The organism is Silanimonas sp. (genome assembly GCF_027531545.1).
Classification (GTDB): Bacteria; Pseudomonadota; Gammaproteobacteria; order Xanthomonadales; family Xanthomonadaceae; genus Silanimonas.
The window spans coordinates 70918-90709 of the sequence record NZ_JAPZSC010000001.1 but is presented as its reverse complement, the minus strand read 5'-3'; the positions used below and the strand labels follow the sequence as shown (position 1 = coordinate 90709).

The 19792-nt window shown below is 70.2% G+C and carries 18 protein-coding genes; 12 read left to right on the top strand and 6 right to left on the bottom strand.

The genetic code is table 11. From position 1 onward, the window contains the following. The first annotated feature begins 28 nt into the window (after positions 1 to 28). The 3 genes from ahpF to prmC are packed head-to-tail and all read left to right on the top strand — an operon-like array spanning position 29 to position 3097. On the top strand, positions 29 to 1624 hold the full coding sequence (gene ahpF / locus O9280_RS00435; RefSeq protein WP_298337406.1) for an alkyl hydroperoxide reductase subunit F: 1596 nt from the start codon (positions 29 to 31) through the stop codon (positions 1622 to 1624). A 58-nt stretch (positions 1625 to 1682) separates the two neighbouring features. Continuing rightward, positions 1683 to 2246 carry a Pycsar system effector family protein gene (locus O9280_RS00430; RefSeq protein WP_298337403.1) on the top strand — a complete coding sequence of 188 codons (564 nt, stop codon included), beginning with the start codon at positions 1683 to 1685 and terminating at the stop codon, positions 2244 to 2246. Continuing rightward, positions 2237 to 3097: a peptide chain release factor N(5)-glutamine methyltransferase gene (prmC, locus tag O9280_RS00425; RefSeq protein ID WP_298337400.1), complete on the top strand. Its 861-nt coding sequence runs from the start codon at positions 2237 to 2239 to the stop codon at positions 3095 to 3097. The genes O9280_RS00430 and prmC overlap by 10 nt, the downstream gene beginning before the upstream one ends. A gap of 30 nt (positions 3098 to 3127) precedes the next feature. Here prmC and O9280_RS00420 read toward each other — a convergent pair whose 3' ends face one another. The 4 genes from O9280_RS00420 to O9280_RS00405 all read right to left on the bottom strand — a co-directional run bounded on the left by O9280_RS00420 (position 3128) and on the right by O9280_RS00405 (position 7681). Beyond that, the gene (locus tag O9280_RS00420) at positions 3128 to 3961 is read right to left on the bottom strand and encodes an HDOD domain-containing protein (protein WP_297865860.1); all 834 of its coding nucleotides are present in this window, start codon (positions 3959 to 3961) and stop codon (positions 3128 to 3130) included. 32 nt (positions 3962 to 3993) lie between these two features. Continuing rightward, positions 3994 to 5376, bottom strand: coding sequence for a leucyl aminopeptidase family protein (locus tag O9280_RS00415; protein ID WP_298337397.1), 1383 nt, complete (start codon positions 5374 to 5376; stop codon positions 3994 to 3996). A 33-nt stretch (positions 5377 to 5409) separates the two neighbouring features. Beyond that, positions 5410 to 6153 carry an HAD family hydrolase gene (locus O9280_RS00410; RefSeq protein ID WP_298337393.1) on the bottom strand — a complete coding sequence of 248 codons (744 nt, stop codon included), beginning with the start codon at positions 6151 to 6153 and terminating at the stop codon, positions 5410 to 5412. Positions 6154 to 6223: 70 nt separating this feature from the next. Then, complete coding sequence (locus O9280_RS00405) at positions 6224 to 7681, bottom strand: Do family serine endopeptidase (RefSeq protein WP_298337390.1); 1458 nt, start codon at positions 7679 to 7681, stop codon at positions 6224 to 6226. A gap of 436 nt (positions 7682 to 8117) precedes the next feature. Here O9280_RS00405 and O9280_RS00400 point away from each other — a divergent pair, with 436 nt between their 5' ends. The 6 genes from O9280_RS00400 to O9280_RS00375 all read left to right on the top strand — a co-directional run bounded on the left by O9280_RS00400 (position 8118) and on the right by O9280_RS00375 (position 13613). Then, positions 8118 to 10268: an adenosylcobalamin-dependent ribonucleoside-diphosphate reductase gene (locus tag O9280_RS00400; RefSeq protein WP_298337387.1), complete on the top strand. Its 2151-nt coding sequence runs from the start codon at positions 8118 to 8120 to the stop codon at positions 10266 to 10268. 156 nt (positions 10269 to 10424) lie between these two features. Then, a complete protein-coding gene (locus O9280_RS00395; RefSeq protein WP_298337385.1) occupies positions 10425 to 10904 on the top strand; it encodes a hypothetical protein in 480 nt (159 codons plus the stop codon). A 105-nt stretch (positions 10905 to 11009) separates the two neighbouring features. After that, the gene (locus O9280_RS00390; RefSeq protein ID WP_298337382.1) at positions 11010 to 11765 is read left to right on the top strand and encodes an NrdJb; all 756 of its coding nucleotides are present in this window, start codon (positions 11010 to 11012) and stop codon (positions 11763 to 11765) included. Between the two features lie 30 nt (positions 11766 to 11795). Continuing rightward, complete coding sequence (locus O9280_RS00385; protein ID WP_298337379.1) at positions 11796 to 12116, top strand: hypothetical protein; 321 nt, start codon at positions 11796 to 11798, stop codon at positions 12114 to 12116. 5 nt (positions 12117 to 12121) lie between these two features. After that, positions 12122 to 12445 carry a hypothetical protein gene (locus O9280_RS00380; RefSeq protein ID WP_298337376.1) on the top strand — a complete coding sequence of 108 codons (324 nt, stop codon included), beginning with the start codon at positions 12122 to 12124 and terminating at the stop codon, positions 12443 to 12445. 340 nt (positions 12446 to 12785) lie between these two features. Further along, on the top strand, positions 12786 to 13613 hold the full coding sequence (locus O9280_RS00375) for a GGDEF domain-containing protein (protein ID WP_298337373.1): 828 nt from the start codon (positions 12786 to 12788) through the stop codon (positions 13611 to 13613). 6 nt (positions 13614 to 13619) lie between these two features. On the opposite strand, the gene O9280_RS00370 is transcribed toward O9280_RS00375, so the two are convergent. After that, positions 13620 to 14750: a TraB/GumN family protein gene (locus tag O9280_RS00370; RefSeq protein ID WP_298337367.1), complete on the bottom strand. Its 1131-nt coding sequence runs from the start codon at positions 14748 to 14750 to the stop codon at positions 13620 to 13622. A gap of 91 nt (positions 14751 to 14841) precedes the next feature. Continuing rightward, positions 14842 to 17247, bottom strand: a complete 2406-nt coding sequence (locus tag O9280_RS00365) for an alpha/beta hydrolase fold domain-containing protein (protein WP_298337364.1) — start codon at positions 17245 to 17247, stop codon at positions 14842 to 14844. Positions 17248 to 17291: 44 nt separating this feature from the next. Here O9280_RS00365 and O9280_RS00360 point away from each other — a divergent pair, with 44 nt between their 5' ends. The 3 genes from O9280_RS00360 to O9280_RS00350 are packed head-to-tail and all read left to right on the top strand — an operon-like array spanning position 17292 to position 19787. Continuing rightward, complete coding sequence (locus O9280_RS00360; protein ID WP_298337361.1) at positions 17292 to 17804, top strand: DUF1993 domain-containing protein; 513 nt, start codon at positions 17292 to 17294, stop codon at positions 17802 to 17804. Positions 17805 to 17808: 4 nt separating this feature from the next. Next, positions 17809 to 18519 carry an HAD family hydrolase gene (locus O9280_RS00355; RefSeq protein WP_298337358.1) on the top strand — a complete coding sequence of 237 codons (711 nt, stop codon included), beginning with the start codon at positions 17809 to 17811 and terminating at the stop codon, positions 18517 to 18519. After that, on the top strand, positions 18516 to 19787 hold the full coding sequence (locus O9280_RS00350) for a sialidase family protein (protein WP_298337355.1): 1272 nt from the start codon (positions 18516 to 18518) through the stop codon (positions 19785 to 19787). The genes O9280_RS00355 and O9280_RS00350 overlap by 4 nt, the downstream gene beginning before the upstream one ends. Positions 19788 to 19792 lie beyond the last annotated feature (5 nt).

Below are 19792 nucleotides of genomic sequence, written 5' to 3'. Positions count from 1 at the left end.
GGCAAGCACCTGAAATCTGGAGTCCACCATGTTGGATGACGCCCTGAAGACCCAGCTCGCTGCCTATCTCGAGCGCCTGGTCGCCCCGATCGAACTGGTCGCCTCGCTCGACGGAAGCGAGTCTTCCGCCGAACTGCGCGCGCTGCTCGAGACTGTTGCCGGGCTTTCGCCGAAGATCTCGCTGCGCGAGGCAGCCGATGCCCGCACGCCGTCGTTCGCGATCCAACGTGCCGACGACGCGTCGGTGGCGGTGCGCTTCGCCGGTATCCCGCTCGGCCACGAGTTCACCTCGCTGGTGCTCGCCCTGCTGCAGGTCAGCGGCTACCCGCCGAAGGTCGAGCAGGCCCTGATCGACGCGGTGATTGGCCTCGACGGCGAATTCCACTTCGAAAGCTACTTCTCGCTGTCCTGCGGCAACTGCCCGGACGTGGTGCAGGCCCTGAACCTGATGGCGGTGCTGAACCCGCGCATCACCCACACCGCCATCGACGGCGCGCTGTTCCAGGCGGAAGTCGAGGCGCGCGAGGTGATGGCCGTGCCGGCGGTGTTCCTCAACGGCCAGCCCTTCGGTTCGGGCCGCATGGAGCTGGCGCAGATCGTCGCCAAGCTCGACACCGGCGCCGAGGCGCGCGCCGCCGAAGCCATCAAGGCGAAAGCGCCCTTCGACGTGCTGATCGTCGGCGGCGGCCCGGCGGGTGCGGCGGCCGCCATCTACGCGGCGCGCAAGGGCATCCGCACCGGCATCGCCGCCGAGCGTTTCGGCGGGCAGGTGATGGATACGATGGGCATCGAGAACCTCGTCGCCGTGATGGAGACGGAAGGCCCGAAGCTTGCCGCCGAGCTGGAGCGCAACGTGCGCGCCAACGGCGTCGACCTGATGAACCTGCAGCGCGCCGAGGCACTGGTGCCGGCCGGCGCCGACGGCCTCGTCGAGGTCAAGCTCGCCAGCGGCGCCTCGCTGAAGTCGAAGACCGTGATCCTCGCCACCGGCGCGCGCTGGCGCACGATGAACGTGCCGGGGGAGGACCAGTACCGCAACAAGGGCGTGGCCTTCTGCCCGCACTGCGATGGCCCGCTGTTCAAGGGCAAGCGCGTGGCGGTGATTGGCGGCGGCAACTCCGGCGTCGAGGCGGCCATCGACCTCGCCGGCCTCGTGGCGCACGTCACGCTGCTGGAGTTCGACAGCAAGCTGCGCGCCGACGAAGTGCTGCAGCGCAAGCTGCGCTCGCTGCCGAACGTCGCGGTGATCACCAACGCGCAGACCACCGAGGTCACCGGCGACGGCCAGCGCGTCGACGGCCTCGTCTACAGCGACCGCGGCACGGGTGAATCGAAGCGCATCGATCTCGAAGGCGTGTTCGTGCAGATCGGCCTGCTGCCGAACACCGAGTGGCTGAAGGGCACGATCGAACTGACGCCGCGCGGCGAGATCGTCACCGACGACAAGGGCCACACCTCGCTGCCGGGCGTGTTCGCCGCCGGCGACGCGACCACCGAGCCTTACAAGCAGATCGTCGTGGCGATGGGCGGCGGTTCGACGGCCGCGCTGTCGGCCTTCGACCACCTGATCCGCCACAGCGCGCCGGCCGCCGCCGCGCCGGTGGGCGCGCCCGAGACGGCCTGAGCGCGGGCGGGGCGGGCCGCCCGCTATCATCCCCTTCGTCCGACCGGGGGAGGGGACGATGGCGACGCCAGGGGAAGACCGGGCCCGATTCGAGGGCATTCCGGAACGCAACACCAGCGACAACCTGCTGCGCACCACGCAGCAGCACCACGTGCACCTGTCGGCGATGGCCGACACCAAGGCCAACATCGTGATCACGGTGTCCTCCGTGGTGCTGACGCTCAGCCTCGCGCGCCTCAACGACCCCGAGCTGCGCCACGCGATGATGGTGCTGGCGGTGTTCACCCTGCTGGCGCTGTTCCTCGCCGTGCTGGCCGTGCTGCCGAAGTACCGCCCGCTCCGCTTGCCCAGCCCCGATGCACCGCTCCCGCCGCAGTTCAACCTGCTGTTCTTCGGCCACTTCGCGGAACTGACGAAGGATCGCTTCCTCGATGAGATCGAGCGCTCGCTCAAGCCCGACGGCAGCGTCTACGCGACGATGGCGAAGGACGTCTATTCGCTGGGCTGGTACCTCTCGCACCACAAGTACCGCTACCTGCGCGGGGCCTACCTGAGCTCCCTGTGCGGCTTCGTCGGTGCCTGCGGCGTGCAGCTCGTGCGCGCGTTGGGCGGATGGTCCTGAGCGTCGGGGTGGCGGTCCGCGAGGCGGCGGCGACGCTGGTGTCCGCGGCGCCCAACGACGCCGCCGAGGCTCGCGCCGACGCCGAGATCCTCCTCGCCCACGTGCTGGGCAAGGACCGCACGTGGCTGTTCACCCATGCCGGTGATCCGCTCGACGCGGCCGCTGCCGCGTGTTTCGACGCACTGGTTGCCCGGCGCCGGGCCGGCGAGCCCGTGGCCTACCTCGTCGGCCAGCGGGGCTTCTGGCGCTTCGACCTCGAGGTCACGCCCGACACGCTGATCCCGCGCGCCGACACCGAGTGCCTGGTGGAGCAGGCGCTGGCGCGGCTGCCGAACGATCGGCCGCTGCGTCTGCTCGACCTTGGCACCGGCACCGGCGCGATCGCACTGGCGCTGGCGACCGAGCGGCCGCGGGCGAACGTTGTGGCGGTAGACCTCAGCCCGGGTGCCGCCACGGTGGCCCGGCGCAATGCCGATCGTCTCGGCCTCGCGGCACGCGTCGAGGTGCGCGAAGGCGCGTGGTTCGCGCCAGTCGCCGGCGAGCGCTTCGACCTGATCGCCAGCAACCCGCCCTACATCGAGGCCGACGATCCGCATCTCGCCGAAGGCGACCTGCGCTTCGAGCCGCGCAGTGCACTGGCCTCGGGTGCCGACGGCCTCGACGACCTGCGACTCATCGTGCGCGATGCCCCGGCACACCTTCGGCCGGGCGGATGGCTGTTGGTCGAGCACGGTTGGCAGCAGGGCGCGGCAGTGCGCGCGCTCTTCGACGCGGGAGGCTTCATCGAGATCGGGACGGAACGCGACCTCGAAGGTCGCGACCGGATCACGCTGGGGCGCCATCCCGCGTGAGCGGCGCCCTGTCGGGGTGACGCCCGGCTATCAGTCGAGCAGGGCGTCCATGTCGTTGCCGAGGGCCGCGACCTCGTCCCAGTGCTCCTCGAGCGTTTCCTGCTCCAGCTCCAGCCACGAGGCGACCGGCGCCGCTGCGCTGGAAAAGAGGCGATCGAGCGGCTGCTTGCCGATGACGAGCAGGTGGCAGGCCCGGGCGACATGCACGAGGCCGGCGTACTCGCTGGGCACCCTCGCGGCCATCGGTGCCGCCTGGTTCACCACCGCCTCGCACAGCGCGTCGGGGAAATGCCAATGGCTGGCGAGCGCACCGCCGATTTCCACCGAGGTGTAGCCGAGGATCATCTGTTCGGTGTCGCCGCGCGGCGCGCCGGCGGCGACCGCGGCATCGACTTCGCGCATGCGCTCGCCGTCGAGGGCGTGCATCAGCAGGTTGCCCACGTCATGCAGCAGGCCGGCGGTGAAGGCGGTTTCGGCGTTGAGGTTGCGCAGCTTGCCGCGCTTTACCAGCCAGCGGCACAGGCCCGCCACCATGAAGCTCTTGCGCCAGAACGCGCGCAGGTCGAAGCCCTCGGGGGCCTTGAAGGCCGCCACCACGCCGCCCGCGGCCACCATCGTCCGCAGCGAATCGACGCCGAGCAGCACCACCGCATCGTTGACCGAGCTGACCTTGCGCGTGCCGCCGTAGAAGGAGGAGTTCGCCAGGCGAAGCACCTTCGCGGTGAGTGCCTGGTCGAGCTGCAGCTTGGCGGCGATTTTGCCGGCGTCGACGTTCGGGTCGTCGAAGTCGCGCAGCAGCTCCTGCACGACCTTGGGGATCGACGGCAGCTGGTGGGCCTGTTCGAGCATCTTCTGCACGTGCATGGCGGGCTCCGTCCTGGCGTGGTGGGTGCAGCTTAGGGGGCGAACCGGCGTTTCAGGAAGCACCACGCGGCGCGCAGGCCCTGGGCCTCGCCGCCGGCGGGCTTGCCCGGGCGGTCGGCGTCGTTCCAGGAATACACGTCGACGTGCGTCCACGGCTGAGCATCGGGGATGAACCGCTCGAGATAGAGGGCGGCCGTCACACATCCCGCCATCCGCGAAGCGCCCGAGTTGGCCATGTCGGCGATGCCCGACTTCAGGTAGCTGTGGTACGGCCGCCACAGCGGCATCCGCCACAGCGGGTCGCGCTGCTCGGCGCCCGCGTCGAGGTAGGTCGCGGCGAGGTCGTCGCGGTTGCAGAACAGCGCGGGCAGGTCGGGGCCCAGCGCGATGCGCGCCGCGCCGGTGAGCGTGGCGAAGTCCATCACCAGCGCCGGCGACTGCTCGGCGGCGTAGGTGAGCGCATCGCAGAGGATGACGCGGCCTTCGGCATCGGTGTTGTCGATCTCGACGCTCAGGCCGGCGCGCGTGGCGATCACTTCGCCGGGGCGGTAGGCGTCCGGGCCCAGCGCGTTCTCCACGGCTGGCACCAGCAGGGTGAGGCGCACGGGCAGTGCGCGCTCGAGCACGAGGCGCGCCAGCGCGATCGCATGCGCGGCGCCGCCCATGTCCTTCTTCATGTTGCGCATGCCGTCCGGCGGCTTCACGTCGAGGCCGCCGGTGTCGAAGCACACGCCCTTGCCGACGATCACGAGGTGCGGCAGCGACGCGTCGCCGTGCGTGAGCTCGATCAGTCGCGGCGCGCGATGGCTGGCGCGGCCCACGGCATGGATGGCGGGGAAGTTCTGGGCCAGCAGTTCGGGCCCGCGCACGCTTCGGAAGCCCGCGCCATGCGACGACGCGAGGGCGTTCACCGTGGCCTCGAGCTCGTCCGGCCCCATGTGCTCGGTCGGCGTGTTGACGAGGTCGCGCGTCAGGATCGACGCGGCCAGCAGGGCCAGCGTCTCTGCCTGCGAGCCCGCGTCGATGGCGAGCTTCGCGGTCGGCTTCACCGACTTCAGGTAGCGGGCGAACTTGTAGGCGCCGAGGCCCCAGCCGAGCAGGGCGCGATCCGACGAAACGGCCACCGGGCTGTCGTCGGCGATGCGGAAGGCGATCGGCGGCAGCATCGAGGGCAGGTGGCCGAGGCTGGCCGGGTCCTGCGGGTCACCAATCCCGGCGACGGCGGCCGCTGGCGCGCCATTGGCGCCGGGGATCACCAGCTGGGTGAGCGCATCGCCCTTGAAGCCGTGGGCGTCGATCCAGGCCTGCGCGGCAGAGGGCTGGGCCGCCTTCCAAGCCGGGAAGCGCGCGGCGTCGACGAGGTGGAGCGGCAGGGCCGGGGCATCGGCCGGGACGAAGCAGGTGGGAAGCGACATGGGTGGCGGAATCGACGCGACGTGGAGCGGGGATCAGCCGAGCTTAACGGGTTCGCCGGGTGTGGCTTGCCGCGCTGCCGCAAGGCGGCCATCAGGCTCGAGGGCCGCCAACAGCGCGTCCAGCGTGGCCACCTCGAGATCCGGCGGTGGCAGTTCGGCCGGCCACGCGGCGCCGTGCCGGTTCACCCAGCAGGTGCGCAGCCCGGCGCGCGCGGCGCCGTCCACATCCAGCCAGGGGTCGTCGCCGACGTGCAGCACTTCGGCGTGGGCCACGTCGAGCGCGCGCACCGTGTGTTCGAAGATGCCGCGCTCGGGCTTGGCCATGCCCATCTCGCGGGCCGCGACGCGCACCGCGAAGCGATCGGCGATGCCGATGCGGTGCAGGTCGGCGTTGCCGTTCGTCAGCGAGGCGAGGACGAAGCGCGCGCCGAGGGCGTCGAGCGCCGGGAGCGCGTCGTCGTAGAACGTCACGTGGTTGCGCTCGAGGTACAGCGCCTCGAAGGCCGGGCGGGCGTGGGCGAGGTCTTCGCCGCCCTCCGTCAGGGCGCGCTCGAGGCAGATCAGGCGCTGCGCGGTGAAGTCGTGGGCGAGGTGCGGGTGCTCGTGCGCCACCTGCTCGCGCAGCGCGCGCATGCGCGGCAGCGGATAGGCCGCGGCGGTGCGCGGGCAGTGGGCGTCGAGGTAGGCGTGCAGGGCGGCTTCGGCGCGCTCGATCACCGGCCAGATCGGCCACAGGGTGTCGTCGAGGTCGAAGCTGATGGCGCGGATGGTCGTCATCCGCGCATTGTCCTCCAGAAGGCGTGAAGCCGGGCCTCGCGGTTCGGCGAGGCCCGCCTTGGCCGCCGGCTCAGCGCAGTTCGAGGTCGCCCTGCTGCGCGCCGCGCTGCACGCGCAGGATCAGCCGCGTCGGCGGCTGTGCGAGGGCGCTGCGCAACGCGGGCAGATCGTCGACCCGGCGGCCGTTGACGCCGTAGATGCGGTCGCCCGGCATCAGGCCGTTCTGGCCGGCGCGGGAGTCCGGCGCCACGTTCACCACCGCGACACCGGCAAGGCCGCCGCGGCGGAACTTTTCGGCCAGCTCGCCCAGCGTGGCACCGCCCAGACGCGCGTCGATGTCGGCGCCCGGCAGCTGCTTGGGCTGTTCGCGCAAGGTGGCCGAAAGCTTCAGCGCTTGCGCGCCGCGGCGCACGTCGAGTGCCGCCGCTTCGTTCACCGGCAGCAGGCCTTCGGCATTGCGCAGCGCCTGCGCGCTCTCCACGCGCTGGCCGTTGATGGCGGTGACCACGTCGCCGGGCCGCAGGCCCGCGGCCTCGCCCGGGGCGTTGCGGTACACGCGGGTGACGATGGCGCCACGCACGGCCGCGTCGAGGCCCAGCTCCTGTGCGAAGCGCGGCGTGAGATCGACCAGCTCGATGCCGAGCGAGCCGCGCTTCACTTCGCCGTAGACGAGCAGCTGGCGCATGACCTCGTGCGCGAGGTTGGCGGGGATGGCGAAACCGAGGCCGATGTTGCCGGCCGCGCTGCCGCGCGGGTTGAAGCTGGCGGTGTTGATGCCCACCAGTTCGCCGCGCAGGTTGACCAGCGCGCCGCCGGAGTTGCCCGGGTTGATCGAGGCATCCGTCTGGATGAAATCCTGGAAGCCGAGGCCGGTGAGGCCGCTGCGGCCGACGGCGGAGACGATGCCCGACGTTACGGTCTGGCCGAGGCCGAAGGGATTGCCCACGGCCACGACGAAATCGCCCACGCGCAGGCTCTGCGAGTTCGCCAGCGGCAGGGCGCGCAGGTTCTCGGCCGGGATGCGGATCAGCGCGACGTCGGTGCCCGGATCGCTGCCGATGAACTCGGCTTCCACGGTGCGGCCGTCGTGCAGCTGCACGCTCACTTCGGTGGCGTTGTCGACGACGTGGTGGTTGGTGAGCACGTAGCCGCGCTGCGCATCGACGATCACGCCGGAGCCCAGCGACTGCGACTCGCGCTGCTGCGGGCCTTCCGGCATGCCGAAGAAGCGGCGGAAGAACGGGTCGGCGGCCAGCGGGCTCTGCACCTCGACGACCTGCCGCGTGTAGATGTTCACGACCGCCGGGGTGACGCCTTCCAGCATCGGCGCCAGCGAGGGCAGGGCCGGCAGGGCGGCGACGCTCCGCGGCGTATCGGCGGTGACGGGGGGGGCGGCCGCCGTCGCAAGTGGCGGGGCGGCCGGGCTCGCGATGGCGGCGGGCACCGGGGCCGGGGCGAGGCCGCGGGCGATCAGGCCGCCGCCGATGGCGGTCGCGAGCAGGCAGGCGAGGAGGGGCAAGGGGCGCATTCGCAGGCGGTCCTCGAAGGGTTCGATGAGCACGATAGATGCGGATTCCGGACGTCTTCCGCAAGGGCCGGAGGTGGGCTCGGCCCCGTCCGTATGGATCGCGTGAATTCCCGCAAGCGATTGAAAACGCAGCGGAAAAATCCGCCGATCGCGATGCCGCGGCGCGGCATTCAAATCCGTTGACAGGGGTAGGGGGCGGGCGTACCGTTGTTCTCCGCCGGCCCTACATGTTGGGGTCCCGGCGGGGAGGGGCCCCAAGATTTTGGGGCTTGAACACAGCTGATGACGCAGGCCGGACGGTTCGTCATGGGGCAGGTCGACTGAAAAACGGGGTTCCGCCGGCGCATCGCGCCGAGGGCGGCCGTCTTTCCGTCTCCGAGGCCCCGGCGCCGAGCCGGTCGATAACGACGCCCCCCGGGCGGAGGAGAGACGAGGAATGAGCACGGTTCGCCTGGAAGCGGTCAAGACGGAAGGCCCGGTGGAGATCGCCATGCAGCCGGCGTCCTGGGACATCTGGGACAAGAAGTACCGCCTGAAGACCAAGAAGGGCGAGCCGGTCGATGCGGATATCGACGGCACCTACCGCCGCGTCGCCAAGGCCCTGGCCGACGCCGAGCCGAACGTCGAGAAGCAGAAGTACTGGTACGAGCGCTTCCTGTGGGCGCTGCGCCGCGGCGTGATCCCCGCCGGCCGCATCACGTCCAACGCCGGTGCGCTGGAGCACAAGCCCGCCACCTCGACGATCAACTGCACCGTGTCGGGCACGATCCCCGATTCGATGGACGGCATCCTCGAGAAGGTCCACGAAGCCGGCCTGACGCTGAAGGCCGGCTGCGGCATCGGCTACGAGTTCTCGACGCTGCGCCCGCGTGGCGCCTTCGTGGCCGGCGCCGGCGCCTACACCTCGGGCCCGCTGAGCTTCATGGATATCTACGACAAGATGTGCTTCACCGTCTCGTCGGCCGGCGGCCGCCGCGGTGCGCAGATGGGCACGTTCGAGATCAGCCATCCGGACGTCAAGGAATTCATCAAGGCCAAGCGCGAGGACGGGCGCCTGCGCCAGTTCAACCTTTCGCTGCTGATCACCGACGAGTTCATGGACGCCGTGGCCCGCGACGCCGAGTGGCCGCTGGTGTTCCCGATCAGCGACAAGGAGGTCGGCGACATCGATCTCGCCGACGCGAACCAGGTCATCTGGCGCGATTGGCCGACCAGCAAGGGCTACGTGAGCCGCGACGACGGCATGGTGGCGTGCCGGGTCTACAGCCGCGCCCGGGCGCGCGGCCTGTGGGACATGATCATGACGTCCACCTACGACTTCGCCGAGCCGGGCTTCATCCTCATCGACCGCGTCAATGAGATGAACAACAACTGGTTCTGCGAGGCGATCCGCGCGACCAACCCCTGCGGCGAGCAGCCGCTGCCGCCCTACGGCGCTTGCCTGCTGGGCTCGGTCAACCTGACCAAGTTCGTGCGCGACCCGTTCACCGACAAGGCGCGCTTCGACTGGGAGGAATACAAGGAAGTCGTGCGCGTGTTCACCCGCATGCTCGACAACGTCGTCGAAGTGAACGGCCTGCCGCTCGAGCAGCAGCGCATCGAGATCATGCGCAAGCGCCGCCACGGCATGGGCTTCCTCGGCCTCGGCTCGACGATGACCATGCTGCGCATGAAGTACGGCTCGCCGGAGAGCTGCGAGTTCACCGAAGCCGTGTCGCGCGAAATGGCCGTCGCCGGCTGGGAAGTGGCGCTGGCGCTCGCCGAGGAGAAGGGCCCGGCCCCGATCATGGACGAGGACTTCACCGTCACCGCCGAGATGCTGCGCAAGCGTCCGGAGATGGCGAAGGACGGCTTCAAGGTGGGCGATGCCATCAAGGGCCGCCTGCTGCACGCCAAGTACAGCCGCTACATGCAGCGCGTCGCCGGCGTGGCGCCGGAGCTGGTGCAGAAGCTCGCCGACACCGGCGCCCGCTTCACCCACCACAGCTCGATCGCGCCGACCGGCACGATCTCGCTTTCGCTCGCCAACAACGCCTCCAACGGCATCGAGCCCTCGTTCGCGCACCACTACTCGCGCAACGTGATCCGCGAAGGCAAGAAGTCGAAGGAGAAGGTGGACGTCTACAGCTTCGAGCTGCTGGCCTACCGCGAGCTGGTGAACCCCAAGGCGATGCCCTACAGCGATGACCCGGAAGCCAAGCTGCCGGACTACTTCATCGCCGCGGACGACATCTCGCCGAAGGAACACGTCGACATCCAGGCCGCCTCGCAGATCTGGATCGACTCCTCGATCTCCAAGACGGCGAACGTCCCGACGGACTTCCCGTACGAAGATTTCAAGGACATCTACCGCTACGCCCACGAGAAGGGCCTGAAGGGCTGCACCACCTTCCGTTTCAACCCCGCCGCCTTCCAGGGCGTGCTGGTGAAGGAGAAGGACCTCGAGAACACGACCTACCGCTTCGAACTCGAGGACGGCAGCGTGGTCGAGGTGAAGGGCAACGAGCAGATCGAGTACGACGGCGAGATGCACACCGCCGCGAACCTGTTCGATGCGCTGAAGGAAGGCTACTACGGCAAGTTCTGAGGCTTCGCGGTAAGTTCTGACGGAAGGCCGCGGGCAGAGCGCTCGCGGCTTCCGAATCGAGGCCCACCCGACCCGCCCCGGCGAGGTGGGCCCGAACCGGAAAGCGTGCACCGGCCCCCAAGGCACGCGGATGCAGCACCCCACTGGAGTGTTCCCATGAGCAATGGCAACGGTGTGACCACGACGATCGCCCAGGCGGTCGAAGCGGTGAGCGGCAAGGCCAACGAGGTCGTCGAGCAGGCGAAAGCCAAGGCGGCGCCGATGGTGAAGAAGGCCAAGGCCGAGGTCGCGAAGGTCGAGAAGGCCGCCAAGGCGAAGATGAAGCAGGCCGAGAAATCGCCCGCCGGCCAGGCCGTCAAGAAGGCCGTCGGCAACGCGAAGAAGAAGGTCGCGGCGGCGAAGAAGTCGGTCGACGCGGCAGTGAAGTCGGCGAAGGCCAAGCTCGGCGGCAAGCCGGCCGCGAAGAAGGCGGCACCGGCCAAGAAGGCCGCCAAGCCCGCGGCGAAGAAGGCGGCCAAGAAGGCGCCGGTGAAGAAGGCCGCGGCCAAGAAGGCACCCGCCAAGAAGGCGGCGCCGAAGAAAGCGGTGAAGAAGGCGGCCCCGAAGAAGGCCGCCAAGAAGACCGCGCGCCGCTGATCGCGGCGCTCGGCCCGGAAACCCCGCTCCCTGAGCGGGGCCGGAAGCGTCACCCCTGAATCCGCACCAGACAACGCAACACGCACCACCCGCAGGAGCGCCGGCATGGCCATCAAGATCAGCAAGAAAATCAAGTCGTACAGCGTTGCCACGCAGGACGACAAGGCCGCCACGCCGGCACCCGCTCCCGTCGCCGCCGCGCCTGCGCCGCTGCCGACGGCCGAGATCATCCAGATGCACGAGCGCGTCGAGCGCCCGGAGACGCTCGTCGGCGCGACCTACAAGATCAAGTCGCCGCTGTTCGAGCACGCGCTGTACGTGACGATCAACGACATCGTGCTGAACCCCGGCACCGAGCACGAACTCCGCCGTCCCTTCGAGCTGTTCATCAACTCGAAGAACATGGAGCACTTCCAGTGGATCGTCGCCATCACGCGCATCGTCTCGGCGGTGTTCCGCAAGGGCGGCGACGTGACCTTCCTCGCCGAGGAGATGAAGGCGGTGTTCGACCCGCGCGGCGGCTACTTCAAGGCCGGCGGCGTCTACATGCCTTCGATCATCGCCGAGATCGGCGGCGTCATCGAAGAGCACCTGAAGTCGATCGGCATGATCATCGACCCGGAGATCAGCGACGCGCAGCGCGCCCTGATCGCCGAGAAGCGCGCCGCCTACGAGAACCGCTCAAAAAAAAACCCTGACGTGAGCGCCGCCCCGGCGGTGGGCGGTGACATCGCGATCACCGGCGACGGCACCAGCTTCCCGCCGTCGGCGACGATGTGCAGCAAGTGCAACACCAAGGCCCTCGTGCTGATGGACGGCTGCCAGACCTGCTTGAACTGCGGTTATTCGAAGTGCGGCTGAGGCCGTCCGTTCTTCCACAGCCCCCCGCGCATGACCAATACCCTGACAAATGATCCGGCCTCGGCTCTGCCTTCCCGTGGCTGGCTGGCGACGTTCGCCTTCCTCGGGGTCGTGATGGCCCTCGACGGCCTGCTGAGCCTTGCGGCTGGCGAAGCGGCAACCGCCGCGATGGTGGAAGCTGCCGGCAAGGCGCTCGGCGGATCACTGGTGGCGGCCTATGGCGCCCTCGGCCTGCGCGGTGCCCGGCCGCTGGAGGGCAAGGGCATCGAAGGCTTGGCGATCATTGCGCTTTGCCTGTACGCCGGGGGCAAGGTCGTCGGCAGCGCGTGGTGGACATTGATCGTCGGCTGAAGCCAATGACTCTCGACACCTTCCGCTGCGGCCGTTGCGGGGGCGCCGTCCCTGAGCACACGTTGCGGGCGACCGCGGCCTACCCCCTCGGCGAGGCGACCTGCCCGCATTGCGGCACTCGCGTCGCCAGGCTTGCGGATGGCGCGTGGCGATCCTGGATGCAGGCGACGTTCGTGATGCTCGGTCTTGTCGGCCTCCTGGGCGGTTTGCGCGAAGGACACGGCGGCATCTGGTGGCCCTATGCGCTTGTCGTCGCCTCCAGCGCCTTGGCCGTATGGCAGTTCCGGGCGCGTCCTGATCGCGTCCTCCTGCCCGTGGCGATGGACTGATCGGTACTCGGGCGCGATTCCGGCGCCCGCCTCTGGCGGCATACTGCCGCCGTGACCGACACCCTCGACGCTGCCACTCGCCAGATCGCCTTCGAGCAGTTCGCGCGGAACTTCGGACGGGCGTTGCTGATGACGCCGGCCGGCTGGCTGGCTGTTCGTCGTCGCGATGTCCTGGGATTACGCCCCGGAGGGATCGCTGTGGGCTTGGTTCGCTGGTGCACTCGCCTGCTGGCTCACGAGCGCGGTGTTGTGCCTGCGGGCCCGACGTTCCGGCTTCGACCTTGCCGCGCATCGGGGCGCGCTTTGATCATCGGCATTCATCGACGGCGTCGGCTGGGGATTGCTGCCGGTCTTCCTGATGGGCCTCGATGCCACGCTGGACGCCCGCCTGGCCGCCGTGCTGTGCGGGGTGGTGGCCGTGACCGTGGGCGTCTACATCACGTCGCTGCCAGCCATGCGCCTGCAGATCGGTGGGACCTGGCTCGGGCTCGCGGTGTCGGTGCTGCTGGGCGGTGGTCCCGATGGCGCCATCCTCTTCGGCCTTGCCGTGATGCATTTGCTGACCCTCGTCCTGCTTCCCGGCATCTCCCTGCGCGTCGTCGACGGCATCCGCCTGCAACAGGCCAACGCGCAACTGGCGGAGCAGCTGCGCCTGCACCTTCAGACCGTCGAAGAGGAAGCCGCCACCGACCCCCTCACCGGCGTGCTGAACCGTCGCGCTCTCGACCGCCTGCTGGCGCGCGAGACCGACCGCTGCGAGGCGCAGGGCGGCATGGTTTCGGTGCTGGCGCTGGACCTCGATCACTTCAAGGCGGTCAACGACACGCACGGGCACGCGGTGGGCGACGAAGCGCTGCGCGCCTTCGCACGGCGCATCCGCGGCCCGTTGCGGCAGAGCGACCATCTCGCACGCGTGGGCGGGGAGGAATTCATCGTGCTGCTGCCCGGCGCGCCCCTGTCGAACGCGCACGAGATTGCCGAGCGACTGCGCGCGATCGTGGCTGAAGCCCCGCTGGTCGATGTGCCGCGTGTGGCGGTGACCGTGTCGATCGGCGTCGCGGCATTCCGTCCCGGCGACGGTGGCACCGACCTGCTCGCCCGCGCGGATGCGGCGGCCTACGAGGCCAAACGCTCAGGCCGTGACCGGGTGGTGTTGGCTGAGGGTTGAGGCCGCTCAGTTCGATGCGGGTTCGGTAGCCTCGACGGGAGCGCTGGCCCCGGCGGGCTCGCCTTCGGTGACCGCATCGGCCGGCGGCTCCTCGCCCGGCGCGATGATCGTGTAGCCCTTGGCGCGCATGGCGGCCAGCAGCCCATCGTCGGCGGTGAGCACCTGGTAGTCGGCCACGGCCACCGTCGTCGCATGCCCGGCGAGGCTTTCCTCGGCCACGCGCACCCACTCGTCGACCACGCGCTTCGGCAGATCGTCGAACCCACGGTTCTTCAACGCATCGGTGCCGAGCAGTGCCAGCGCGCAGGCGCGGATCTCGCTGTCGAATTCGAGTTCCTCGAGCGTTTGCAGGTCGCCCACGGCCCAGGCGTTCGCGCGCTCGACCATGTTGGCGGTGTCGGTCTCTAGGCGTGCGAGTGTCGACTCCATGCAGCCGACATCGTCGACGGCCGAGCGCTCGAATTCCTTCAGCGCATCGCGCGGGTCTTCGACCTTGATGCGGACGCTGACGCCCACGATCGGGCGATCGTTGCGCTTGGCGATGCGTTCCACGCGGTTCCACACGATGTTCTCGCGCTTGAGGTCGAGGTCGCCGAGGGCTTCGTCCATCAGCTCGTAGGCAGCGAACACTGGCCGGCGGTTCTCGACGCCGCGGTCGCGGCCCATGTAGATCGCCTTCTGGGCCTGCCAGCGTGCATAAAGCTCGGGCGGCAGCACCTCGGCCAGCGTTTTGTCGTCCGGGTTATTGCGGGCGCGAAGCGCCGTGGGCAGCAGTCGCAGGCTGCCGAAGAAGCCGATGTCGGCATCGACGCCGACGCCGGGCGAACCGAGGACACGGTCGGCGCGCGCCACCAAGGCATCGAGTTCGCGCGGCTCCCACTCCATCCGTTTCGGCAAGGGGCTCAACGTGGCCATGACCCACAGCGTGTTCTCGCCCTTGCGGATCTGCCACAGGCCGGGGCCGGGCTGGATGCCGGTGACGACCACCGTTTCCATCGTGGCGAGCGCGGGCTCGGTGGGCGCGCTGGCCTCGGTGCCGGAGGCGGGGGCGGATTCCGCAGGCGCGGTCTGCGCGTTGGCGGCGAGGGACGCGATCAGCGCGATGGCGAGGGCGAGCGGGCGGAGGCGCATGGCCATGGGTGGAATCCGGTTTCCGGGGGACGGACGCATGCTCGCGCAGTCGGGGCGGGGGCGGGATAGGCCGGAAGTCGCGTTGTGGGCGAACCGTTCAGCCCCAGCGATAGTCGGTGGGTTCAAGGGTGCCGGCCTTGCGCACGTATTCCGGCGTGAAGCCGGGGAAGATCGCGACCACGCGGCCGTCCTCCATGCGGTACCAGCTGCGGCATTGCGTCCAGATCGAGCCGCGCAGGCGTGCCTGCAGCGACGCATCGTGCGCGGCCATGGCCTCGGGCTTCACCGCAGCCCAGCGCCCGCCGCCATCCCGCACGCGACGCATCACCGCGAGGGCGTGGCGTGCGGCGGCTTCGATATAGAACAGGGTGCTGGTGTGGCCGGTGGCGGTGTTCGGCCCCAGCATCAGGAACAGGTTCGGGAACCCGGCGACGCCGATGCCATGCAGGGCCACGGGGCCGTCGCGCCAGGCCTCGGTGAGCGTCCGGCCTGCGCAGCCGGTGATCGTGATCGATTCGAGCAGTTTCACCGTCTCGAAACCGGTGGCGCAGACCAGCGCGTCCACGCGGTGCTCGCGGCCGTCGGCGGTGACGATGCCGTGCGCGGTGACGCGCTCGATGGTCTCGGTGACAAGCGCCACGTGCGGCTGCGCGAGCGTGGGGTAGTAGTCGCTGGCGTAGATGATCCGCTTGCAGCCCAGCGGGTAGGGCGGGGCGAGGGTGGCCTCGAGGGCGGCGCGATCGGGCGCGTCGCGCAGTTGCCGGCCGCGATGCCAGCGCGCGAGGCCCAGCATGAAGCGCCGCGCGAACGTGCCCTCGTCGAAGCCGCGGCGGGTCCATTCGAGGAAGCCCGCCCACGCCAGCCGCACGGCCGGCGCGTAGCCCGGCACCCGCATCAGCCAGCGATCGAACCAGCGATAGCGGCGTTCCAGCCGCGGAAGCACCCAGTTCGGTGTGCGCTGGAACACCTCGAGTTTCGACGCGCGAGCCGCGAGTTTCGGGATGAGTTGCACGGCGGTGGAGCCGGTGCCGATCACGCCGATGCGTTTCCCGTCGAGGGCTGTGTCGTCGGCGGGCCAGCGCGCGGTGTGCAGCCTCGGGCCTTCGAAGTCGTCGAGGCCGGGGATCGCCGGCCAGCGCGGCTGGCTCAAGGGCCCGGTGCTGCAGACGAAGAAGCGCGACTCCAGCGTGTCGCCTTTCGTGGTGCGAAAGCGCCACAGCGCAGCCGATTCGTCCCAGGTGGCGGAAACCAGCGCGGTGCCGAGGCGCAGGTGGCCCAGCAGCCCTGCGCGCGCCGCGAGCGCCTCCTGGTAGGCGTGGATGTCCGGCGCGTCGGCGAAGCGCTGCGGCCAATGGCGGTTCGGCGCGAATGAGAACGCATAGGCCGGCGCGGGCACGTCGACCTGCGCGCCCGGGTAGCGGTTGTCCCACCAGGTGCCACCGAGGCCGGGATGCTTCTCCAGCGCGACCGCGTCGTGGATCCCGGCCTGCTTCAGCGTGCGCAGCATGCACAGCCCCGACATGCCGGCGCCGAGCACGACCACGTCGTGTCGCGTGGTGCGCGGCGGGGTGGCGGCTTCGAGGTGCGGCAGGGCGAAGCGCGCGGCGCGGCCGAGGGCGGCATCGGCGCTCGGCAGCGTGCCCGCATGAAGCGCGAACACATGCCAGCGGTTCGCCACGACGTCGGCCGTCGCGGTGACGCCGGCGCCGTGCAAGGCAGCGACGAGGCGCGTGCAGCCGGGGGCGAAGATCTCGTCGCTGCCCCATTGCACGAAGGTGGGCGGCAGGCCGTCGAGCCGCCCATGCCACGGTGAAACGCGCGGATCATCGGCCGGGAGCGCGGCGCGGAAATGATCGATGCAGGCCGACACCCAGGGCTTGGACAGGAGCGCTTCGCCGGGGATGGTGTCGGGTAGGCCCGACAGCGTGAGGTCGGCCAGTGGCGAGAGCAGCAGCAGGCAGGCCGGCGGGGCTTCGCCGCGATCGCGCAGGGCCTGCGCGAGCAGCAGCACCAGCGTGCCGCCGGCGGAATCGCCCGCGACGATCACCGGCCCCTCGGCGGCCAGCGCGCGATACGCCGCCAGCGCGTCGTCGAGTGCGGCGGGGTAGGGGTGTTCCGGCGCCAGCCGGTAGTCGGCCGAGAACACCGGCAGGCCGAGGTCGCGGGCGAGCTTCGCGGTCAGTGCGCGATGCGTGGCCGGCGAGCCGACGCAGAACGCGCCGCCATGCAGGTAGAGCACGCGACCGGCCTTCACCGGTGCGTGCGGCGGGTGCAGCCATTCGCCCGGCACGCCGCCTTGCATCGCGGCTTCGAAACGGGTGCCTTTCGGCAGCCGGTTCAAGGGAATGAAGCGCTGCAGGCGTGCGCGCTGCGCGGCGATCGGGACCCGAGGCGAGAAGCGCGGCTTCACGGCGAGGCGCAGCACAGCGCGGAGCAGGGGCGCGATGACGGCTTCGCGCAGGCCGCTCGGCGTGACGGTGGTGGGCGGAGTCAGCAGGTCCATGGTGACGATTTACACTGCGTGCCTGTCCATCTCCAGTGACGCCCATGCACGCCCTGACCGTTCCTGCCCTTGTCCGCACCCTGACGCAGCTGAAGCACATCCTCGCCAAAGGCGAGGCCCACGCCCGCGCGCAGGGCTGGGACCCGGCGGTGCTGCTCGGCATGCGCCTCGCCCCGGACATGTTCCCGCTGACGCGGCAGGTGCAGATCGCGACCGACATCGCCAAGAACAGCGTCGGCCGCATGACGGGTGGCGAGGCGCCGAAGTTCGACGACACCGAGACGAGCTTCGAGCAGCTGGTCGATCGCGTCGAGCGCACCATCGCCTACATCGGTTCGGTGCCGGCCGCGGCCTTCGAAGGGGCGGAGACGCGCGACATCACCGTGCCCACCCGCGCCCGCGGCGACCTGCACTTCAAGGGCCTCGACTACCTGTTCGCCTTCATCCTGCCGAACGTGCACTTCCACGTGACGACCACCTACGCCCTGCTTCGCCACGCCGGCGTTCCGCTGGGCAAGGCCGATTACCTCGGACCGGTCGGCATGGGGCAGGGCTGAGGCCGTGGCCCGTAGCATCACCCTGGTCGGCTTCGATGCCGACGACACCCTCTGGCACAGCGAAACGTATTTCCACGAGGCGCACGCGGAGTTCGAGCGCATCGTCGGTGGCTACGTGGATCTGGCCGACGCCGGCGTGCACGAGCGCCTGCTCGCGACCGAGCGCGAGAACATCAAGCTGTTCGGCTACGGCGCCAAGGGCATGACGCTCTCGATGATCGAGACCGCCATCGCCCTGAGCGGCGAGCGCATCAGCGCGGCCGACCTGCACCGCATCGTGGGCCTCGGCAAATCGATCCTGCAGCATCCCGTCGAGCTGCTGCCCGGCGTGCGGTCCGCCGTCGAGGCCGTGGCCGCGACGCATCGCGTGGTGCTGATCACCAAGGGCGACCTCTTCCACCAGGAGCGGAAGGTCGCTGCGTCGGGACTCGCCGACCTGTTCCAGCGCATCGAGATCGTCAGTGAGAAGGACGAGAAGAGCTACACGCGGCTGTTCAAGGAGTTCGACGTGTCGCCTGCGGAGTTCGCGATGGTCGGCAACTCGCAGAAGTCCGATATCGCGCCGGTGCTGGCGCTGGGCGGCTGGGGCATCCACGTGCCGTACCCGCTGGTGTGGGCCTTGGACCGCGCCGAGATCGACCCGGCGCATCCGCGCTTCGCCAGCGTGCCGAATGCCGGCGCGGTGCCGGCCGTGCTGGCCGGTTGGGACGCATGAACCGGCGCGTCATCGTGCTGGGCTTCGGCTTGGCCGTCGCCGCACTGCCGGCGCTGGCCGTGCAGGTCGAGCCGCTGGCGTGGACGCCGGGGCCGAACAGCGCGCAGCCGAGCCTCACGGCGACGCGCGAAGGCAGCTTCGCGCTCACCTGGCAGCAGAAGCGCGGCACGGATGCCGATCTGCAGGTCGCGCGCTTCGATGCGCCGCGTCGCGTAGGCGCGAATCCGTCCGAGGCTTCGTCCATCCCCTCGGCGCAGGCCGCCGTCGCCCGCGGCGACGACTGGTTCGTGAACTGGGCGGATTTCCCCTCGCTCGCCGTCCTCGACAACGGCGACTGGGTGACGTTCACCCTGCGCAAGTCGGCGGGCTCGACCTACGCCTACGACATCCACCTGCAGCGAAGCCTCGACGGCGGCGCCACGTGGCAGCCGCCGGTGAAGGTCAACGACGACGGCCAATCCGTGCAGCACGGTTTCGTCTCGCTGCTGCCCGATGGTGGCGACCGCGTGCTGATGGTGTGGCTGGATGGCCGCCAGGACGCAGCGCATGCCGGCCACGGCGCGTCGAACGGCCACGAACACGGCCACGACGAGGGCCCGATGAGCCTGCGCAGCGCGGTGCTCGGCCGCGACGGCGTGGCGCGCGAGGGCGCGAAGCTCGATGCCGACACCTGCTCCTGTTGCCAGACCGATCTCGTGCGTCGCGGTGGCGAGGCCATCGCGGTGTACCGCGACCACGCCGAAGGCATCCGCGATATCGCGCTGGTGCGGCGCTCGAGCGCGGGGCGCTGGCAGGCCGCGCAGTCCGTGCACGACGACCAGTGGCGCATGCCGGGCTGCCCGGTGAACGGCCCGGCCGCCGCGGTGAACGGCGACGCGCTCGCCGTCGCCTGGCCGACGATGGCCGCGGGGCCGCTCGAAGTGAAGCTGGCGATCAGCCCGCGCGCAGGCGCGGCGTTCGCGGAGCCCGCGGTGCTCGAAGCCGGCGAGTCGGTGCTGGGGCGCGTCGATGTGGCGCCGTGGCGCGACGGCGGCTTCCTCGTCAGCTGGGTCGGCAGCGATGCGGGCAGCGCGGTGCTGCGCGTGGCCGAAGTCGATGCGCACGGCCGCGTTGGCGAGCGCATCGACGTGGTGCGGCTGCCGCCGGGCCGCCAGCTCGGGCATCCGCGCCTCGCGGCCACCGGCGGCGACGTCGCGATGGTCGCGTGGACCGAACCCACCGTGCAGGGCCCGCGGGTCCGCGCGGCGTGGCTTCGGGCGCAGGACTAGGCGTC

Excerpts from the sequence above, each read along its gene's own strand:
- ahpF (WP_298337406.1), top strand. The coding sequence starts at position 29 with ATGTTGGATGACGCCCTGAAGACCCAGCTCGCTGCCTATCTCGAGCGC.
- O9280_RS00430 (WP_298337403.1), top strand. The coding sequence starts at position 1,683 with ATGGCGACGCCAGGGGAAGACCGGGCCCGATTCGAGGGCATTCCGGAA.
- prmC (WP_298337400.1), top strand. The coding sequence starts at position 2,237 with ATGGTCCTGAGCGTCGGGGTGGCGGTCCGCGAGGCGGCGGCGACGCTG.
- O9280_RS00420 (WP_297865860.1), bottom strand. The coding sequence starts at position 3,961 with ATGCACGTGCAGAAGATGCTCGAACAGGCCCACCAGCTGCCGTCGATC.
- O9280_RS00415 (WP_298337397.1), bottom strand. The coding sequence starts at position 5,376 with ATGTCGCTTCCCACCTGCTTCGTCCCGGCCGATGCCCCGGCCCTGCCG.
- O9280_RS00410 (WP_298337393.1), bottom strand. The coding sequence starts at position 6,153 with ATGACGACCATCCGCGCCATCAGCTTCGACCTCGACGACACCCTGTGG.
- O9280_RS00405 (WP_298337390.1), bottom strand. The coding sequence starts at position 7,681 with ATGCGCCCCTTGCCCCTCCTCGCCTGCCTGCTCGCGACCGCCATCGGC.
- O9280_RS00400 (WP_298337387.1), top strand. The coding sequence starts at position 8,118 with ATGAGCACGGTTCGCCTGGAAGCGGTCAAGACGGAAGGCCCGGTGGAG.
- O9280_RS00395 (WP_298337385.1), top strand. The coding sequence starts at position 10,425 with ATGAGCAATGGCAACGGTGTGACCACGACGATCGCCCAGGCGGTCGAA.
- O9280_RS00390 (WP_298337382.1), top strand. The coding sequence starts at position 11,010 with ATGGCCATCAAGATCAGCAAGAAAATCAAGTCGTACAGCGTTGCCACG.
- O9280_RS00385 (WP_298337379.1), top strand. The coding sequence starts at position 11,796 with ATGACCAATACCCTGACAAATGATCCGGCCTCGGCTCTGCCTTCCCGT.
- O9280_RS00380 (WP_298337376.1), top strand. The coding sequence starts at position 12,122 with ATGACTCTCGACACCTTCCGCTGCGGCCGTTGCGGGGGCGCCGTCCCT.
- O9280_RS00370 (WP_298337367.1), bottom strand. The coding sequence starts at position 14,750 with ATGGCCATGCGCCTCCGCCCGCTCGCCCTCGCCATCGCGCTGATCGCG.
- O9280_RS00365 (WP_298337364.1), bottom strand. The coding sequence starts at position 17,247 with ATGGACCTGCTGACTCCGCCCACCACCGTCACGCCGAGCGGCCTGCGC.
- O9280_RS00360 (WP_298337361.1), top strand. The coding sequence starts at position 17,292 with ATGCACGCCCTGACCGTTCCTGCCCTTGTCCGCACCCTGACGCAGCTG.
- O9280_RS00350 (WP_298337355.1), top strand. The coding sequence starts at position 18,516 with ATGAACCGGCGCGTCATCGTGCTGGGCTTCGGCTTGGCCGTCGCCGCA.